The organism is Saccharothrix longispora, assembly GCF_031455225.1.
Classification (GTDB): Bacteria; Actinomycetota; Actinomycetes; order Mycobacteriales; family Pseudonocardiaceae; genus Actinosynnema; species Actinosynnema longispora.
The window spans coordinates 7,770,675-7,787,253 of sequence record NZ_JAVDSG010000001.1 but is presented as its reverse complement, the minus strand read 5'-3'; the positions used below and the strand labels follow the sequence as shown (position 1 = coordinate 7,787,253).

The 16,579-nt window shown below is 70.2% G+C and carries 15 protein-coding genes; 10 read left to right on the top strand and 5 right to left on the bottom strand.

Annotation, left to right across the window (positions count from 1 at the left end; all coding sequences use genetic code 11):
* Positions 1 to 48: 48 nt before the first annotated feature.
* From J2S66_RS34105 to J2S66_RS34095, 3 genes are all read right to left on the bottom strand, one after another.
* Positions 49 to 510, bottom strand: a complete 462-nt coding sequence (locus J2S66_RS34105; RefSeq protein ID WP_344956608.1) for a PASTA domain-containing protein — start codon at positions 508 to 510, stop codon at positions 49 to 51.
* Positions 428 to 2,086, bottom strand: a complete 1,659-nt coding sequence (locus tag J2S66_RS34100; RefSeq protein WP_310313031.1) for a TIR domain-containing protein — start codon at positions 2,084 to 2,086, stop codon at positions 428 to 430. The genes J2S66_RS34105 and J2S66_RS34100 overlap by 83 nt, the downstream gene beginning before the upstream one ends.
* A gap of 72 nt (positions 2,087 to 2,158) precedes the next feature.
* Positions 2,159 to 2,509: a hypothetical protein gene (locus J2S66_RS34095; protein ID WP_310313027.1), complete on the bottom strand. Its 351-nt coding sequence runs from the start codon at positions 2,507 to 2,509 to the stop codon at positions 2,159 to 2,161.
* 45 nt (positions 2,510 to 2,554) lie between these two features.
* On the opposite strand from J2S66_RS34095, the gene J2S66_RS34090 reads away from it, so the two are divergent.
* Positions 2,555 to 3,769, top strand: a complete 1,215-nt coding sequence (locus J2S66_RS34090; RefSeq protein ID WP_310313024.1) for a helix-turn-helix domain-containing protein — start codon at positions 2,555 to 2,557, stop codon at positions 3,767 to 3,769.
* Between the two features lie 214 nt (positions 3,770 to 3,983).
* On the opposite strand, the gene J2S66_RS34085 is transcribed toward J2S66_RS34090, so the two are convergent.
* Positions 3,984 to 4,940, bottom strand: a complete 957-nt coding sequence (locus tag J2S66_RS34085; protein WP_310313021.1) for a hypothetical protein — start codon at positions 4,938 to 4,940, stop codon at positions 3,984 to 3,986.
* A gap of 146 nt (positions 4,941 to 5,086) precedes the next feature.
* Between J2S66_RS34085 and J2S66_RS34080 the strand changes: the two genes are divergently transcribed.
* The 4 genes from J2S66_RS34080 to J2S66_RS34065 all read left to right on the top strand — a co-directional run bounded on the left by J2S66_RS34080 (position 5,087) and on the right by J2S66_RS34065 (position 10,808).
* A complete protein-coding gene (locus J2S66_RS34080; RefSeq protein WP_310313018.1) occupies positions 5,087 to 5,788 on the top strand; it encodes a hypothetical protein in 702 nt (233 codons plus the stop codon).
* On the top strand, positions 5,788 to 6,948 hold the full coding sequence (locus tag J2S66_RS34075; protein ID WP_310313015.1) for a hypothetical protein: 1,161 nt from the start codon (positions 5,788 to 5,790) through the stop codon (positions 6,946 to 6,948). The genes J2S66_RS34080 and J2S66_RS34075 overlap by 1 nt, the downstream gene beginning before the upstream one ends.
* Positions 6,949 to 7,167: 219 nt before the next feature.
* Complete coding sequence (locus J2S66_RS34070; protein ID WP_310313012.1) at positions 7,168 to 8,145, top strand: OmpA family protein; 978 nt, start codon at positions 7,168 to 7,170, stop codon at positions 8,143 to 8,145.
* Positions 8,145 to 10,808, top strand: coding sequence for an ATP-binding cassette domain-containing protein (locus J2S66_RS34065; protein ID WP_310313010.1), 2,664 nt, complete (start codon positions 8,145 to 8,147; stop codon positions 10,806 to 10,808). The genes J2S66_RS34070 and J2S66_RS34065 overlap by 1 nt, the downstream gene beginning before the upstream one ends.
* Here the strand turns inward: J2S66_RS34065 and J2S66_RS34060 are convergent, their stop codons facing one another.
* Complete coding sequence (locus tag J2S66_RS34060) at positions 10,809 to 12,158, bottom strand: TIR domain-containing protein (RefSeq protein WP_310313007.1); 1,350 nt, start codon at positions 12,156 to 12,158, stop codon at positions 10,809 to 10,811. It lies immediately after the preceding gene.
* 29 nt (positions 12,159 to 12,187) lie between these two features.
* On the opposite strand from J2S66_RS34060, the gene J2S66_RS34055 reads away from it, so the two are divergent.
* From J2S66_RS34055 to J2S66_RS34035, 5 genes are all read left to right on the top strand, one after another.
* On the top strand, positions 12,188 to 12,757 hold the full coding sequence (locus tag J2S66_RS34055; protein ID WP_310313004.1) for an NUDIX domain-containing protein: 570 nt from the start codon (positions 12,188 to 12,190) through the stop codon (positions 12,755 to 12,757).
* An 84-nt stretch (positions 12,758 to 12,841) separates the two neighbouring features.
* On the top strand, positions 12,842 to 13,465 hold the full coding sequence (locus J2S66_RS34050; RefSeq protein WP_310313001.1) for a DUF4230 domain-containing protein: 624 nt from the start codon (positions 12,842 to 12,844) through the stop codon (positions 13,463 to 13,465).
* A gap of 1 nt (position 13,466) precedes the next feature.
* Positions 13,467 to 14,939 carry a TIR domain-containing protein gene (locus J2S66_RS34045; RefSeq protein WP_310312998.1) on the top strand — a complete coding sequence of 491 codons (1,473 nt, stop codon included), beginning with the start codon at positions 13,467 to 13,469 and terminating at the stop codon, positions 14,937 to 14,939.
* 193 nt (positions 14,940 to 15,132) lie between these two features.
* Positions 15,133 to 15,456 (top strand): PadR family transcriptional regulator, encoded by a 324-nt coding sequence (locus tag J2S66_RS34040; RefSeq protein ID WP_306748839.1) that lies wholly within the window; start codon positions 15,133 to 15,135, stop codon positions 15,454 to 15,456.
* On the top strand, positions 15,453 to 16,574 hold the full coding sequence (locus tag J2S66_RS34035; protein ID WP_310312993.1) for an HAAS signaling domain-containing protein: 1,122 nt from the start codon (positions 15,453 to 15,455) through the stop codon (positions 16,572 to 16,574). The genes J2S66_RS34040 and J2S66_RS34035 overlap by 4 nt, the downstream gene beginning before the upstream one ends.
* Positions 16,575 to 16,579 lie beyond the last annotated feature (5 nt).

Genomic DNA, 16,579 nt, shown 5'->3' with positions numbered 1-16,579 from the left:
CGCGGTGTCCGCGTGATCGTCCGCGCGACCGGTGGGCACCGCGTCCGATCACGTCCGACAGCCGGAGGCTCCGGCGGGTTCGCCGAACTTGACGACGCCCAACGTGATCCGGGTCAGCTTCTCGGGTGTGCTCCCGGCGGCAGCCGACTGCGCGAGGACGACCCAGTTCCGGTCGACGACCTGCAGACGTCCCCCGCCCCCGACGTCTTCAGATCCGAGGTTGTAGAAGCCGGCGGCCCTGAGCACCTCCTGAGCGGACTGCAGGTCCAGGCAGACGACATCCGGCACGGTGCCGGGCATGGCGGACAGCGGCGTGCCCGAATCGGTCGGCTTGCCGACCTTCAGCAGGACGCGCGTGCCGCGGGGTGCCCTGGCACCTCCTTCCGGTAGTTGGGCGTCCACCACCCAGTTCAGCGGCTCCAGCACCTCACGTCCCCGACCAGAGCCGTCCTCGACCTCCACGGAGTAACCCTGACCGGTCAGGACGTCCTTCGCCTCGGTCAACCGCATCCCTACGACCTTCGGCGCCACCGGGCCCGCCGGGGTGGTCGTTGTCCGCGTGGTCGGCGCCACGGTCAAGGAGGTGGGAGGCGCTGCGGTCTCCGTCGTCGTCCCGCATCCGGTGAGCACGAGGAGCATCGCGGTCAGCAGGAATTTCATCGTTCGTCTCCTCCGAGGGGGCGATGCTGGACTCCGCCAAGCGCGCACGCAGGGCACCGCTCCTCACGCGCGCAAACTCCAGGACCACCTGCTTGCGCCAGCGCTGCTGGCGGTAGGCGAACTCGGTGGCGGCCACGGCCGCGCCGAGTGCCACGACGATCGCCGCCGCGATGACGAGCATCAGCAGGGGACCGCCGTCCGGTGTCGCCCAATGCGCCCACAAGGTCCCTGCCAGCGAGCCGATCGTGTTCCCGATCAGGGCCGAGTGCAGCCAGCAGAACGGTGTCGTGGCCCGCTGCCACGCCAGTCGTCCGCGGGAGCACACCTCTTCCAGTAACGCGGCGGTCTCGTCGATCTGGTCGAGCGCGAACAGCGCCAGGTCCCTCTGGTGGCGGTCCAACAGGGGTTGGTGTTCGGCGATGTGCTTCTCCACGCGGTGGAGGGCCTTGCGGATGTCCGCGGTGTGGAGGTCGAGCAACCGCTTTGGCCAGTCGTGCAGCTTCCGGAGCCGGAACACCCACTTCATGCCGAACGTGATGCCGATGAACACGAGGAGCGCGAGTTCGAGCCCTCTGATGATCGGGTCCAGCAACTCGTTGGTGAACAGGAAGATCATCCCGAAGCTGCCCAGGGTCCCCGCGATGATCGCGTTCCCCTTGAGGTCGTCGGCCATCGTCGACGTCTCGACCTCGACGTTGTCCAGCATTCGACGGCTCAGGTGCACCACCCCCATGGCACAAGCCAGAAAGAAGAGGCTGAACAACCCCAGCGCGCCCACCGCGCCCAGCCACGACCGCCGCTGCTCCGCGAGGTCGACCAGCAGGACGGTGGGCACGACCGGGACGAGCACGCCGACCAGCAGGGCAGCCAGCACCTCCCACCACGGTCGGGGTACCGGCGGGCGCGGCGTCTCCCGCTCCGGCACGGGGGTGGGCGCCACGTGATTCTCCAGAGCCTGGACAAGCAGTCGCATGTCGCGTTCCCAGTGCCCGAACCGCACGCGGTGCGCCTGCGGGTAGACCAGGTTCGCGATCTCCCCCGGCAACTGGTCCACGGCGGGAAGGGTCGCGTCGTCGACCAACACCGGCACCACGGTGATTCCCGTTTTCAACGCTCGGGCGATCTCCTGGTGCACCCAATCGGACGCACCACGCTTCCGGCGTTCACGGAGATCCTCCAACCAAGTGTCGTGAATGACCGCGATGAGCACCTCGCTGCCGTCCAGATGAGTCCGCAACGCCGCCGGGTAGTGCGCTCCAATGCGCAAGCCCGTATCCATGAAAACCGCATCGGCGCCGAAATGCCTGTGGAGCCGTTCAGCCATCGCTTCCACCACTTGGGCATGCGGCAACCGCCGCAAGCGATCACCACCCGCACCCGAATAGGTGTTCTGGCGGTAGTTCAAAAAGATTCCGCTTCGGGACATTCACATCACTTCCGGGTCGCAGTGCCCTGCATTGTCGCGGATCGCCCCATGCCAATGAAGGACAGGAACGTGTCAGCCGCGGCCCACCGCGGGACACGTTGCCGAAGAGCAAGCAGCGGTCGTGCGCGCCACCCCCCTGCCCTCCCCCGTGCCGTCGCGGCAGGCACCTGACCACAGGTCGTGGACCTGCCGCGACTCGGTCCACACCACGAGCAGCACGCCGGTCAGCGCGTCGACCGCGTCGGGAGCGACCGATCGGGCGCACAGGAACACCACGACGAGCACGACCAACCGCAAAAATGCGTACTTCTTCGAGAACACAACGGATCGCACAACTTCCTCCTCGACTCGGACCGCTGCACCCACTGTCGCGATCGGGACGACCAGCCGACAGTGGTCATCGATCGCCACCGCGACGGGCAACAGGAAACAGTGGATCGCGAGCGTGCGCCGATGAGAGGGTGTGCCATGGGTCAGAGCGAGGCGTTCGGCGTCGAACTGCGGAGGCGGCGCGTTGCCGCAGGGAAGTCGCTCAAGGCGTTGTCGAGCGAACTGAACTACAGCAAGGGCCACATCAGCAAGATCGAGACCGGCGCCAAGCAGCCGACGACGCAGCTCGCCCGTTTGGCGGACGCCGCGCTCGACGCGAACGGGGCCTTGAGCAGCCTGGTCCGCGAAGATCGCCTGGGGACGCCGCCGGAAACCGATCACCCCGTGGTGCTTCTGGACCTCCCGGACATCGCCGTGAACCGCCGGGCGGCCGAGGCTGTCTCCGAGGACGTGGCGGTCGAGTCCTTGATGCGCACCCAGTTCGACACGCTCCGCGAAATGGGCAAGCGCATCGACCCGGGGCTGGTCATCCCACTGTTGACCGCGCAACTCCAGTCGCTGCACGCGGTGCTGCTCGCCGCACGTCAACCGGAGGCCCGTCGCCGACTGGGCCTGTTGACGGCGCGTTACGTCGAGTACCTCGGGTGGATGGCGCAGGAAGCCGGGATGCAGGAGGAGGCCAAGCGCCGAACCGCGCAGTTCGCCGCGCTGGCGGCCGAGGCGGGTGACCGGGGCCTGGCCGCGTACGCGCTGGTGCGCCGCGCTGAACTCGCCATGTACGCGGGCGACGCGATCAGCACGGTCGACATGGCCCGACGCGCGCTCGCCGACCCGCACGCGGACTTCCGCGTCCGAGGGCTCGCCTTGCACCGACTCGCCCAGGGCTATGCCCAGCACGGCGAGTACGAGCTGTGCCGAGCCGCTTTGGACGACGCCGAGCAGGCGCTCGCCGAATCGTCGAGCACCGGTCCAGGCGGTCCTGTGCTCGGTTCGTCGACCATCACCGACCTGGGAGCGGTCACGGCGGGCTGGTGCCTGTACGACCTCGGCCGACCCGCGCAGGCCGCCGAACTGCTCGAACGCGCCCTCTCCCGCATCGCGCCGGAGGCCTGGCGTGCGCGAGCGCTGCACAGCGCCAGACTGGCGCTGGCCTACGAAGCCGCCGGGGAGCTCGACCGGATGTGCGAGATGGCAATGCAGGCCTTGGAGGCCGCCCGCCCCCTCGGCTCAGCCACCGTCCGCAGCCAGTTGGAGCGGTTGTGGTGGGCGGTGCAACGCAGGCACGGCCACCGCCCCGCGCGCGAACTGCACGTGGAGATCACCGCAGCCCTGCACGACGGTCGACTGACGTAGGTTTCCCGTTTCCTGTCCCACCCGCACCGGGAAACCACTTCCGCAGCCTTTCCGGGTGACCGATTCTGGATTCATCACCGGTGGACGACCGGAATCGACCCGATAAAGGAGAAACCATGGAACCGCACCTGCTCGTTTACCTGCTCGTCTTCCTCTTCGCCTGACGGGCAACTGCGGACGGCGCGGCCGCGCAATGGTCGCGCCGTCCGGCAACTCAAGCCCACTGCACGCCGTAAGCACACCCGTTCAGCAGATCGCGGAATTCTACGACCACTTCGTGCGCGCCATCCGGCTGCAGAAGTTCCTTCGCGGGATAACCGTCGTGCACCACGCTGTGAGGAACTCCGTCGTGCTTCCATACCGCATCGGGCAGGTGTTCCGGGTCGAACCGCACCCGGAGGACGAAGTAGCGGCACGAACGGTACGGGACGCAGACGTAACGCGGTGCCATCGCCTGACCGGGCGGTATGCGCGAGATCAACTCGTAGGTGTGCCGGTCGCCGCGGGCCATCGTGCGCGGCAGGTCGATGTCGAGGCTGAAGTTCGTCGTCGACCCACGACCACGACCGGCCAGAAGACCGCCGAAGACGATCTCCGTCTCCAGTTCCGGCCGCGGCGCGGTGTCGGCGTGCGGGTGCCTCGGCACGTCGACGGAGGTAGTGATCCTCTCCAGGGAGGGAGCCGTGACCACGATGGTGCGCCGCTCGATGGCCTCGGGCGTCGGGCGGTCCAACCGCAGCACGACGTCGAAGACGTCGACGTACCAACCCTTGCCGCCGTAGCCGTCGCCGGTGAGCGCGGCGTCGCCGCGCTCGGCCCTGATCGCCATGTTCCGGTACGCCTCGTTCATCCGCCTGCGCACGGTGCGACGGTCGACGTGCAGCTCGGCGGCCAGCACCTCCATGCGTTCGGTCAGCGATCCGAGCACGGGCCGCGCTCCGAGGTTGAGGGTGCCCCTCGCCACCAGTTCCTGCTCGTCGCTCAGACCCACCATCAGCCGCTCGAGGTACTCCTCGAGCTTCACTCGCAATACGTCACCGCGATCCGCGGGCATCGCGAACAACACGCTGAAGTCCGGGCGGACCCTTTCGTCCAGATCAACGGACAGCACGCCATTGCGCTTGTGCAAGCCGCTCAACGCCGCGAAGACGATGTCCTGAACCTTCGTCACAGCAGCGGTCTCCCTCCGTGCCGAAACGCTCATTCCATCCGACCCGGAAAGTGACAAGGTCGGTTTGGACAGGACAGCGAGCTTACCTGGAACGCCCAAAGGGGGTCGGTGACGATTCAGTGAAGAGCATTTGCATCCCCCCACGAATGAACGAGAACGAGGAAGACTTGCCCATGCGCACCGCCGCGGACAGGCACCGTGAATGGACGCGCCCGCCCGCCGAACCGATCGCCTACAGGTTGCGGGACCGCTGGGCCGATCGGGCACAGGGACGCCGGGACGCCCGCGCCGGCCTGCCCGCCGTCGACGGCGATGGCGACACACCCTGGATGCACGGGGTGCGCAAGCAGACCGAGGCTGCGATGCACCACGAGTTGCTGGTCCACCAACAGGTCCTCGCTGAGCTGACCGACCTGCGGGGGACCGCCGCGGCGCCGCTGGAGGCTCTGCACGACCGCCTCCTGCGCGCGGAGGCGGTATCGACCGAGGCCGACAAGGAGCCCGATCTCGAACTCCGGCGACTCGCCGACGAGTGGCACCCCGACTTCGTCGCCCGCAACAGGCGGTCAGCCGAGAGCCTGGTCGTCCGCCGGCAGGCGGCGGAGCGGCTGTTCGAGATCCAGCGGCGGCTCGGGGACGCAGCGCACCTGGTGGCGAGTCTCGACCGTGAGATCGACCGGGCCGTCGAAGTCGCCGGATTGCGCGTGTCCAGGCTTCACGCGCACGGCTGCCGCCGGATCGCCACCTACTGGCAGCACGTCGTGCGGCGACACCCCAACGGCCTGGAACTGAGCGCGCGGCCCGGTCCGCGCGAACCGGAACAGCCCGAAGTGGGAGGACGACCCTGATGAGGGTGAAGTGGTGGCGCCGGGCCGAACCGACCCCCGGCCCTCTGGTGTTCGAGCCGTCGGAAGTCGACCGGGCTACGGCCCGGGCGGAGATCGAGCAGCTCGCGACGAGCCTGACGGGCGCGGTCGACGAGGCGATCGGCGACCCGCTCGCCAATACCGTGAACACCTGGACGGACCAGTGGCTCAGCGCGGTGCGGGCCGAGCATGCGCGGTACGCGACCGCGGTGGAGAAGCCCCTCGGTGCGGCGAACGCGACGCTGGCCGAGCTGGACCAGCGGAAGGAACGGGACGGGCGGGCGCTCGCCGAGGCGGCCATCGCCCGGGAGACCGCGGCGCGGTGGCTCGGCGGCGACGGACAGCAGAGCGACATCAGGGACGAGGGGTTCGAGGACCCGACCCTGCTGGCCGGCCGTCCACGGTCGTTCTACCTTCACCTGCTGGCCCTGGCACTGGGAGCCGGCGCGGACATCGGAGCGTTCGTCCAGGTGGTCGAACTCCTGATGCGCGGCCAGTCCACGGCCATCGCCGTGCTGCTGGTCGTGGGTCTCACGGCCGTGGTGCTGTACCTGGCCCACACCGCGGGAGTGCTGTTGCGCGAGCGCAAGGCGGGAACCACGTGGGTGCGCTGGATCGGCGCGACCTGCTGCCTGCTCGTCTGGGCGGCTGTCGGGTTCCTCGCGGCGTGGGCACGGCTGATCACCCCGCGTCCCCGCACCGGCTCGGTGAAACTCGACTTCAACGCCCCCGCGTCCGCGTCCGCCACGGCCCCGGTCTCCTTCGCGAACGCCAGCACCTTCCTCGCGCTGTACATCGCGAGCGGGATCGCCGCCTGCCTGGGCGCGTACCTGTGGCACAACCGCGCGCACAGCGGGTTCAGCGCCGCGGTCCGCCGGTACGACCGGGCGTCGAAGCGCGCCGGGCGCTCGGCCCGTGCCCAGGCACGGGCGACCGCGACATGGCACGAGCAGGTGAAGGCGCGCGACGCGGCCGTCGCGATCCTGGCAGAGGCCGAGCAGGCCCGGACGGCCTTGGGCGAGGACCTGAAGCTCTACGCGAAGGTGCTGCTGTCCGCCCAGGCCAAGGACCCCGCGTTCACCGACGCGGTCCTGGCGCCCGACCAGCGGCCGTACCCGTACAACCCCGGCTCGCTCAACTGAGCGACAGCCTCGTCGAGTCAGCGGAAGGACGTCATGAAGCGTTTCACGGTCGTCGTGCTCACAGCACTTCTCGTCGGCTGCTCACCAGGCCCCGAAGACGTCGCCGGCCCGTCACCGGAACTGGCTTGCCCCACCTCGGCCGACAAGCCCTTGGCACTCGCCGTGGGCGCACGGGCGAACGTGCCCACGCCGAAGGTCCCCGCGGCTGTGGAAGACCTGATGACCCGGGTCGTTCGAGCGCACAGCGCTGTGACGCTGATCCGCGTTGACGGCGACCCCAAGGTGGTCTTCAGCGACCCGGCTCCCGCCCGCGAGGGCAACGAGAACGCCGACAACGTGGCGCTTGACGAGTACACGACCGCCATCGCCTCCGCCTTCCGGGAGGCGACACCGGCCCAGGTCGCCGAAGCGGACCCGCTCACCGCCCTGGGCATCGCGGCCAAGCGCGTGGACGAGGGAGGCACGATCGCGCTGCTCGATTCCGGGTTGCAGACCACCGCGCCGCTGCGCTTCGACAGCGAGCCGCTGTTGTCGGCGGAGCCCGCGGAGGTAGCCGACTACCTCCGCGAGGAGAAGCTGCTCCCCGACCTGACCGGGCGTACGGTGCTGCTCGTCGGCATCGGGGAGACCGCGCAGCCGCAGCCGAAGCTGGACAACCGCCGGAGCGCCAACCTGGTCGCCACGTGGAAGGCCGTCGCCGAGGCCGCGGGCGCGTGCGTGGACGCGCTCGACCTGGGCGAGACGACGGACTCGGTGGTCAGCACCCCGCGTGTCGCGGTGGTGACGCCACCCGCTCCACCAGCCCCGCTCACCCCGTGCGGCGAGGTGGAACTGGGCGAGGCGGACAACGTTTCGTTCCTCCCCGACAGCGCCGAGTTCAAGGACCGCCCCGCCGCCCGGCGAACGCTCGAACAGCTCGCCGGTGTCGTGCGTGACGAGCGCCAACGGGTGGAACTGGTCGGGCGCACGGCCAGCAGCGGTCCTGAGGCAGGTCGCATCTCCCTCTCCGCGCAGCGCGCCGACGCTGTCAAGGGCGTGCTCGAGGAACTGGGCGTCGAGGCGGGCCGCATCACCACGCGCGGCGTCGGCACGAACTGGCCGACGCACGTCCCGGACATCGGCCCCGGCGGTGTGCTGCTGCCCGGCCCCGCCGCGCAGAACCGCAAGGTGGTCGTCAAGTTGACCTGCGAGGGTTGATGGCCGCGGTGCGCTACGGCCCGCTCGCGCGGGCGGGGGACTGGTGGCACGGCTGGCGCGACGGAAGGGCGGTGATTCCGCGACCGGGGTCGCCGTCCACCCCGCACCGGGACGTGCTGCTGCGACGGGTGCAGGAGGAGTTCGAGCACGAACGCCTGCGCCACGAGGCGTCGTGGTCGCCGGAACTCGACGAGGTCGCGCGGCTGACCTCGTTCCGACCGCACTTGGTCGATCGGCTGTCCAGGGCGGGTGAAGCGGTCGTCCGAGCCGCAGTCCCGTTGTCGCCGGAGCAGCTGACCACGCGGCGGCTCGGCGAGGAGCGGCACGGCGACGCGGTGGTGCGCTTGCGGCGGACCCGCGAGCACGCCAGGAGGTTGGCGGCCGCGGAACAGGTGGCCGAGGAGGCGCATCGTGACCTCCAAGCGCTCGATGCCGAACTGGAGGCCGCTCGAGCGCGGACGGACCAACTGATGGACGTCGCCGCGGTGCGCGTGCGGCGCGCGCACCAGCACGCGCACCGCAGGATCGCCTCGTACGTCCGTCGACTGGTGCGCAGCCACCCGGACGGCGCGCGCGTGCTGGCCGGCGTCGACGTCGACGAGCCGATCCTGCCCGAGTGGGTGCGCTCCGCGCCCGTCGAGCCCACGCCCAAGTCGGCGTTCCCGGTGCCGCCGATGGACGATCCCGCGGTCCGCGCGTTCACCCTGCGCGACCGATTGACCATCGGCTGCTCGCCGGACAACGACGTGGTCGTCGAGGGGTACCACGTCGCCGCCGAGCACGGCCTGCTCGTCCGAAGCGGGGACCACGTCGAACTCCGTGACCTCGGCCACGGGGGGACCTTCCTGGGCGGGCGGCAGGTGCGACGCGCCACGCTGACCGGTGGCGAGGTGTTCGACATCGCCGACCACCGATTCCACCTCAGCGACGACCTCGCCGTGCTGTCCGTGGTGTCGCTCGGCACGTGCGACCTGGCGGTGCACGAGCTGACCGCGTCGAGTTTGAAGGACGGCGAGGTGCGGATGCGGCTCACCGGGATGTCGTTCGTGCAGCGGGCACGCACGGTGCTCGCGATTCTCGGTCCCTCGGGAGCGGGCAAGAGCTCGCTGTTCGCCGCGCTGCTCGGTGAGCTGGAGCCGTCGGCCGGCAGGCTGTACTTCCGCGGCTTGGAGCTGGGCGAACACCGCGAGCAGATCCGCTCCCAGCTCGGGTTCGTGCCGCAGGACGACCACAGCATGCACTGGGCGCTGACCGTTGGGCAGGTGCTCGGCTACGCCCACCGCCTGCGCAGGCCGTCCGACCGGCCGGACGCCGACCCGGTCGCCAAGGTCTGCGACGAGCTGGGGCTGAAGCCGCGCTTGGACGACGTCGTGGGCAGGTTGTCCGGTGGACAGCGCAAACGTGTGTCGATCGCGCTGGAGATGCTGTCGGCGCCGCGGCTGCTGATGCTCGATGAACCGACCTCCGGACTCGACCCCGGTATGGACCGCGACGTGATGCGGATGCTGCGCGATACGGCCCGCGCAGGCTCGACGGTCGTGGTGGTCACGCACGCCACCGAGCACCTCTGGCTCGCCGACCAGGTACTCGTGGTCGCCTCTGAAGGGCGCGCGGTCTACAGCGGCCCTCCCTCGGGAGTGCTCGACGCGCTGGAGGTGGACTCGTACGCCGACCTGATGAAATCGCTGGAGGAGCCCTCGACGGTGGGGACGAGGACCGCGGCGTACCGAGAAGGCCCCATGGCGGGGGAGGCCCGGGCGGTCGTGGCCGACCTGGCGAGCCGTGCGCCGCAGCGGCCCGAGCCGGCACACCGGCGCGGACCGGTCGCCGCTTTCCTCCACCAGTTCCCGCCCCTGGTGGCGCGGCAGGTGGCGCTGAGCTTCCCGCTTCTGCGGCACCGCGACCGGAGCACGGTGGCGACGACCCTGCTGCCGTTCCTGATCGCCTGCACCTCGGCCGTGATCGCCGCTGTGGTGACCGGTGACGACGGCCTCGGAGCGGGCCCCTCGACCAGCGGGCCGACAGCGCTGAGCATCCTGGTGACGCTGTGCGTGCTCACCGGCCAGGCCCTGAGCTACAGCAACCTCGTGGAGGAACGCGCCGTCATCGCGCGGGAACACCGGACCGGCATGGCGACGGCGGCGGTGGTCCTCGCGAAGTGGGCGGTGTTCACCGCGGTGTCCGTGGTGCAGACAGCGCTCGTCGTCGGGATCTTCCTGCTGTCCAAACCCGGACCGGCGCACGCCGTGACCGGGTTGCCGCCCGGGTTCGAGCTGTTCTGGGACCTCACCGCGACGAGCGTCGCGGCGATGTCCCTGGGCCTGCTGGTGTCGGCGCTGTGCCGGGAGCTGAAGCAGGCGGTCACGTTGACGTCCCTGACGATCATCGCCCAAGTGGCGCTCAACGGCGTCACCACCGACCTCTCGGCCTCCCCGATCGTCAACGCGATCGCCGCGCTGCTGCCCGCCCGGTGGGGCTTGGCTGCGGCCGCGTCCACCGTGGACCTCCGCACCATGACGGTGAACGCGCCCGCTGACGAGCTGTGGCGGCACGACACGGCCCAGTGGGCGACCGACCTGGGAGCGCTCGGCCTGTCGTCGGCGGTGTTCGTGGGGCTGGCCGTCATCGTGCTGGACCACCGCCTGCGCCGGGGCAACGGGTGATCAGCTCCGCCGCCGCTCCAGCACTGACCACCGCGACCGCAGTTCGTTGGTGTGGTTTCGCACTTCCCGCGCGACGGCCCACCGCACCCAGCGCTGGTGGCGGTAGGACAGTTCGACCGCCAGCCCGACGGCCCCCAGCGCGAGCGCGATGCCGAGAGGGCGCAGCGAGCCGGGGGCCATCGTCGCGGCGAACCACGACGCGACCACGGCGGACCGGACCGGGTGGTCGGCCAACGCCCACCGAAGGCGGGAGCGGCGGCCGTCGCGCGCCAACAACCGCAGTCCCCGGCGGAGGTCCTCGATCGCGGCCCGACACCGCACTCGCAACGCGAAGGGGAGCCGCTTGCCGTTGCGCTCCCACTCGAGCAGCCGGTGGTCGAGACGGGCCATGTCCGCTCGCAGGGCGATCGCCGTCACCGGCGTGGACAGCGCCATCGGCCAGTGGTCGAGCCGCCGCTGCTGCAAGCGCCTCGACCTCAACAGCAGCACGGCCACCTGCCCCGTGGTGATCAGCGCGAAGGCGGACAGCACGAACCCCAGCAGGTTCGGATCGGTCGCACCCGCCAAGAGGAAAGCGGCGAACAGGATGAACAGGAAACCGATCGGCACCCCAACCCTGAGGTTGTAGTCGCGCCACGACAACGGGTGCACCACCTGCTCGGCCGCGGTCACCCCCTTCCTGAGGGCGAACATCACGGACACGACGACGCACCAGGCCAGCATGGCGAGGACCGAGTAGGCGGCGGTGAGTTCCCCCAACAACGGCATCCCCGCTCGGCCGGCGGCGATCCCGAGCACGACCGCCGCGGCGACGAGGTACTTGGCGCCCCGACGCGGTTCCGACGAGCCGGTGCGCTCCGGCGGGAACTGCTCGAAACCCTCGTCGTACTGGAGCGTCAGCTCCTCGGCGAGCGCCTCGGCGTCGGCCCGGCCTTCCAACCGTCGCCCTTGCCGGCGGGAGAGCAGCGCCAGGTCAGGAGGCAAGTCGTCCCACTCGGCGTGCGTCGCGCCGCCGACGAGCACGGGGATGACGACCTTGCCGTTCTCGAACGCGATCCGCAGTTCGTCGCGCACCCAGTCGAGCCCACCGGAGGCCATCCTCCCCAGCAAGGCCTCGCGCCACCCGGGGTGGATCACGGCGAGCACGATCTGGGCGTCGTCCAACCGCTCGCGTATCCACGGCGGGTAATCGCCTCCCGCGTCGATCGACCGAACGTCGAGGAACACCGAACCTTCCCCGAAGACCTCCTCCAGCACCGCGCGCAACTCCAACAGCCGCTGGAAGTGCCCAGGGTTCGAATCGGTTCGGTAGTTGATGAAGATCCCGGCCAAAATGGGAACCCTTCGCATTCGATGAGAGGACGTGTTTGGATTGTCCGATGGACCGCGAAAACCTCCCGGCATGGCGACGACTCGACACGCGCACGGTGCGCACCACGCCCTGGTTCGAGGTTCACGAGGACTCCGTCATCCGCCCCGACGGCGTGCATGACGTGTACCACCACGTCGTGTCTCCCGGATCGGTCACGATCGTCGCTCTCGATCACCGCGGTCGGGTCGCCGTGACGAGGCAGTGGATCTACACCCACAACAACCGGCAGTGGCGGCTACCCGCGGGCGCGGTGGATGCCTCCGACGACACCCCCCGTGCCGCGGCGGAGCGGGAACTGGCCGAGGAAACCGGTGTTCGCGCCGCGCGCTGGGAGCCCATCGGCCGGGTCAACGGCGCGGACAGCTTCACCAACCACGTCGACCACGTCTTCCTCGCCACCGACCTGACGTTCGGCACGGCGGCCAGGGAGGCGGGCGAGGCCGATCTCTATCTGCACTGGCTGTCCTTCCCGAAGGCGCTGGAACTGGTCACCAACGGCGACATCCGGCACGCGGGGAGCGTGTGCGGTCTCCTGTCGATCGGTCTCCGCGAGGAGGCCGTCGCCGCCAAACCGTAGCGGCTCGTGGTGCGGCCCCGAAGTGTCAACCACTGTCACCGTTCTGACCTTTGATGACACACGGCCCGTCGACACAATTCGGTCATGAGGCTTTCCCAGGTGAAACGGGCGCTGGCCGCAGTCGCCGTGCTCGTGGTAGCCGCGGCGGTGCTCCAGCTCTCGGGAGCGCTGCCGTCGCTCTCCCCGTTCGGGGTCGAAGAGGTCGACCGCAGCCAACCGGCGGTGCTCCGAGCCGTCCGCGAGCTGAGCCAGTACCACGCGGCGGCCGGCGACTACCAGGTGGTCATCGACATCGAGCAGGACGTCGAGTGGGTGCCGGCGGTGCTGGCGGGAAAACGGACCCTGTTCGTCGCGGCGGGCTCGGTGAACGCGTTCGTCGACTTCGGCGGCCTCGCCGACGACGCGTTGGTGCTGTCGGCGGACGGCAAGTCGGTGGAGTTGAGGCTGCCGGAAGCAGTGCTGGACGAACCGAACCTCGACCAGGACCGGAGCTATGTCTTCAGCCAGGAACGCGGGCTGCTCAACCGGCTCGGCGCGATCATCGACGTGCCCGACCAGCAGCGGTTCTACGTCGTCGCCGAGGAGCGCCTCGCGACTGCTGCCCGGGAGTCCGGTCTGACCGAGCGCGCCGACGAGAACACCAGGGCCATGCTGACGAGGGTGTTGCAGGCGCTCGGTTTCCAGGTCGTGTTCGCCGAGGGGGCTTGACGTGCCGCGTGAGGTCGTCTTCGTCAACTACCGCCAGAACGGCACCAGGAACAAGGTGTCGGAGAGGCTTCCGCACGTGCAGGTCGTCGAAGCGGTGGTCGAGCGGCTGCGCCGCCACTTCGGTCCTCACCAGGTCTTCCTGGACACCGGGATGCGGGCCGGCGAGCACTACCCGGACGCCCTGCGCAGGGAGCTGCACAGCAGCACGCTGCTCGTCGTGGTGATGCACCGGGAGTGGTGGCGCGACCTGCAGGACCGCTTGGACAAGGACGAGGACGACTGGGTTCGCTACGAGATCGGGACAGCGCTCGAAGAGGGCAAGCACATCCTGCCCGTGCTGATCGACAACGCCGGGCTGCCCGATCCGGCCGCCCTGCCGGAGGACATCAGGCCGTTCGCCTACAAGCAGCTGCGCCGGATCAGCTTCGGCAACTGGGAGCGCGATGTCAGGACGCTGATCCAGGAGGTGGAAGGCTTCCTCTCGCCGACCGAGTTGCCGGAACGCGTGGCGCCTCGGATCAGCCGTCCGCGCAAGTGGCCGGAGCTGCCCACGGCGTGGCTGCTGGGAGCAGCGGCCCTCCTCGCGGGAGTGTTCGCGTTCCTCCCCACCACGGGTCTGCGCGCCGTGTGGCTCGCCGCTCTGGCTGGGGCCTCGGTCTTCGCGCTGTTCGTGCCCGCAGCCACCTTGGGCACGACCTACGCGGCGCGGAAGTTCGTCGACGGGCTCGACCACGAATCCACCGCGCTGCCGCGAGACCTCAAGGTCAACGTCATAGTCGGCCTGGTGATCACCGCGCTCGCGATCTTCGTGCTGCTCACGGATCGCGTGCTCGACCCCCGGGCGCGCATGCTGATGGTGGCTGTGGTGGTCGGCATCGTGATCACGATGGGCGTGCCGTGGCTGCGGACGTACCGCGCCGCACGCGCGTGGCCGCAACCAGAGCTGAAGGTGAATCCCGCGAGCGTGCGCGGTGCGCTGGACGACGTGACACGCCACCTCGTCGAGCACTCGCCCTCGTTGAACAGGATCCAACGGGACAAGGCGTATTACGTCCTCGACCAGGTCGGCGAGACCCTGACCGTGCTGCGGGAGTTGGCGAACCGGAAGCGGATCACCTGGTTGCGCGCCGCGTCCCCCTGGCTCACGCTCCCGCACGCGTTCCTGGTCGGGGCGGGCACGAGCGCGGCGGTGGCCGCACTGGGCGTGTACTGGGCGACCGGGCGATCGCACTGGTCGGCTCCGGTGTGGTGCGCGGCCGGTGTCCTTTCCTGCGTGCTGCTCTACCTGGCCGCCATCGAGGCCGCTTACCGATTGCAGAGGTGGCGCAGGCTGGTGGTGCTGGAGGACGCGCCTACCCGGATAGCCGAACTGCGCGCCCAAGTCGACGAGGCGAGCATCCCCCCTCCCCCGAGGATGCCGCGCAACCCCGTCCCCGGGACCGATGCGGAGAACGAGTCCGGGAGCGACGGGTGAGCGGGCGACCGCGACCACCCGCCTCCCGAGCAGCCCTCCGACTCCTGCCCACCTGAACCACGGAGCGGCTCAGGTTCCGCCGACATCGCCGAACGCCATCGGCACCTCGCGTCCCACGCACCGGCTCCCTACTCCCTCTACACGGTACTGCGCATTCCGTAGTAGTATCCGACGCACACCACCGGGGAGGGTCATGGACACCAGTCAGCTGCTCAAGGGGGTGCTGGACCTCGCCGTCCTCGCCGTGCTCCGCAAGGAGGACGGCTACGGCTACGACGTGCTGCGCCGCCTGCGCCAGGGCGGGCTGGACGGCGTGGGCGACGCGTCGGTCTACGGCACCCTGCGCCGGCTCTACAACGCCGGCCTGCTCACCTCGTACGTCGTGCCCAGCGAAGAGGGCCCGCACCGCAAGTACTACAGCCTCAACGAACCCGGCCGGGCCCGCCTGCTCGAATCGGGCCGGACCTGGAGGTCGTTCGCACAGGCGCTCGACGACCTTGTGGGGGAATCCGCATGAACACGCAGACGAACACCGAGGTGCGGGACTACCTGGCCCGCATGCGCGACGAGCTGTCCGACCTGCCCCCGGCCGAGGTGGGCGAGATCATGGACGACGCCGAGGCGCACGTGGCCGAGGTCGCCGAGGAACTGGGCGACGCCTCCTCGGCCGCCGCGCTGACCGGACGGCTGGGCACCCCGCAGGCGTACGCGCGGGAACTGCGCGCCGCCGCCGGCTACCCCGACCGCACCGCCACCCCGCCACCGACCACCACCGGCGCGGTGGCCGACGCGAGGTTCGCGCTGTGGAGCCTCGCCGCGGGCACCGCGGCCGCGTTCGTCATCGGCGTCGGCGCCTTCGAGCGCGAACTGCTCCTGGCCCTGGCCTGCCTGTGCGGCCTCGTCTCCCTGGTCCTGGTGTTCACCCGCCGCGACCTCGTGGACAAGGCCGCGCGCCTGCCCGAGCTGGCGGCGGTGCGGCGGGCCCTCGCCCGCACCGACCTGGAGCGCCTCGTGCAGTCGCTGCGCGGGCTGCAACCCGCCTGGTGGGTGGTCCGCGCGCTGGTGGTGGCCGCCTCGGGCGCGCTGGTCTTCAACGAGCCGTCGGCGATCCTGGCGTCCCTGGCGTTCGGCGCGCTGTGCCTGCTGGCGGGCCCCAAGTCCCGCACCGACCGGCGCTGGCTGTGGATCAGCGTGCCCGCCTCCGGCTTCGCCCTCGGCGTGCTGCTGCTCATCCTCGGCTCCCTGGCCCACCGCTCGGACGGACCGCCCACCCAGGTCTCCTACGCCCCGGCGCCCGTGCTGCCGACCAACGTGTACGTGTTCGACGAGAACGGCCGGCCGCTCACCGGCGTCCACCTCTACGACGAGGACGGCCGGCCGCTCGACACGTCGTGGTCGGGGTGCGACGAGTACCGCGAGGACAACCGCTACCCCCGCCCGCGCGTGGTGCGCGACGAGAACGGCTGCCGCGAGGTGAGCGGCGCGCCGTTCGCCGTGGTCGTGCCGACGACCACCACCCCGAGCGGGTCGCCGTCCGCGACGCCGACCCCGTCGGTGGACCCGTCCGCCCCGCAGCAGTCCACTACCCAGCAGTCCGCCACGCCGTCGTCCTCGCCGGTGGTGCCGACCGGCTGAGACCA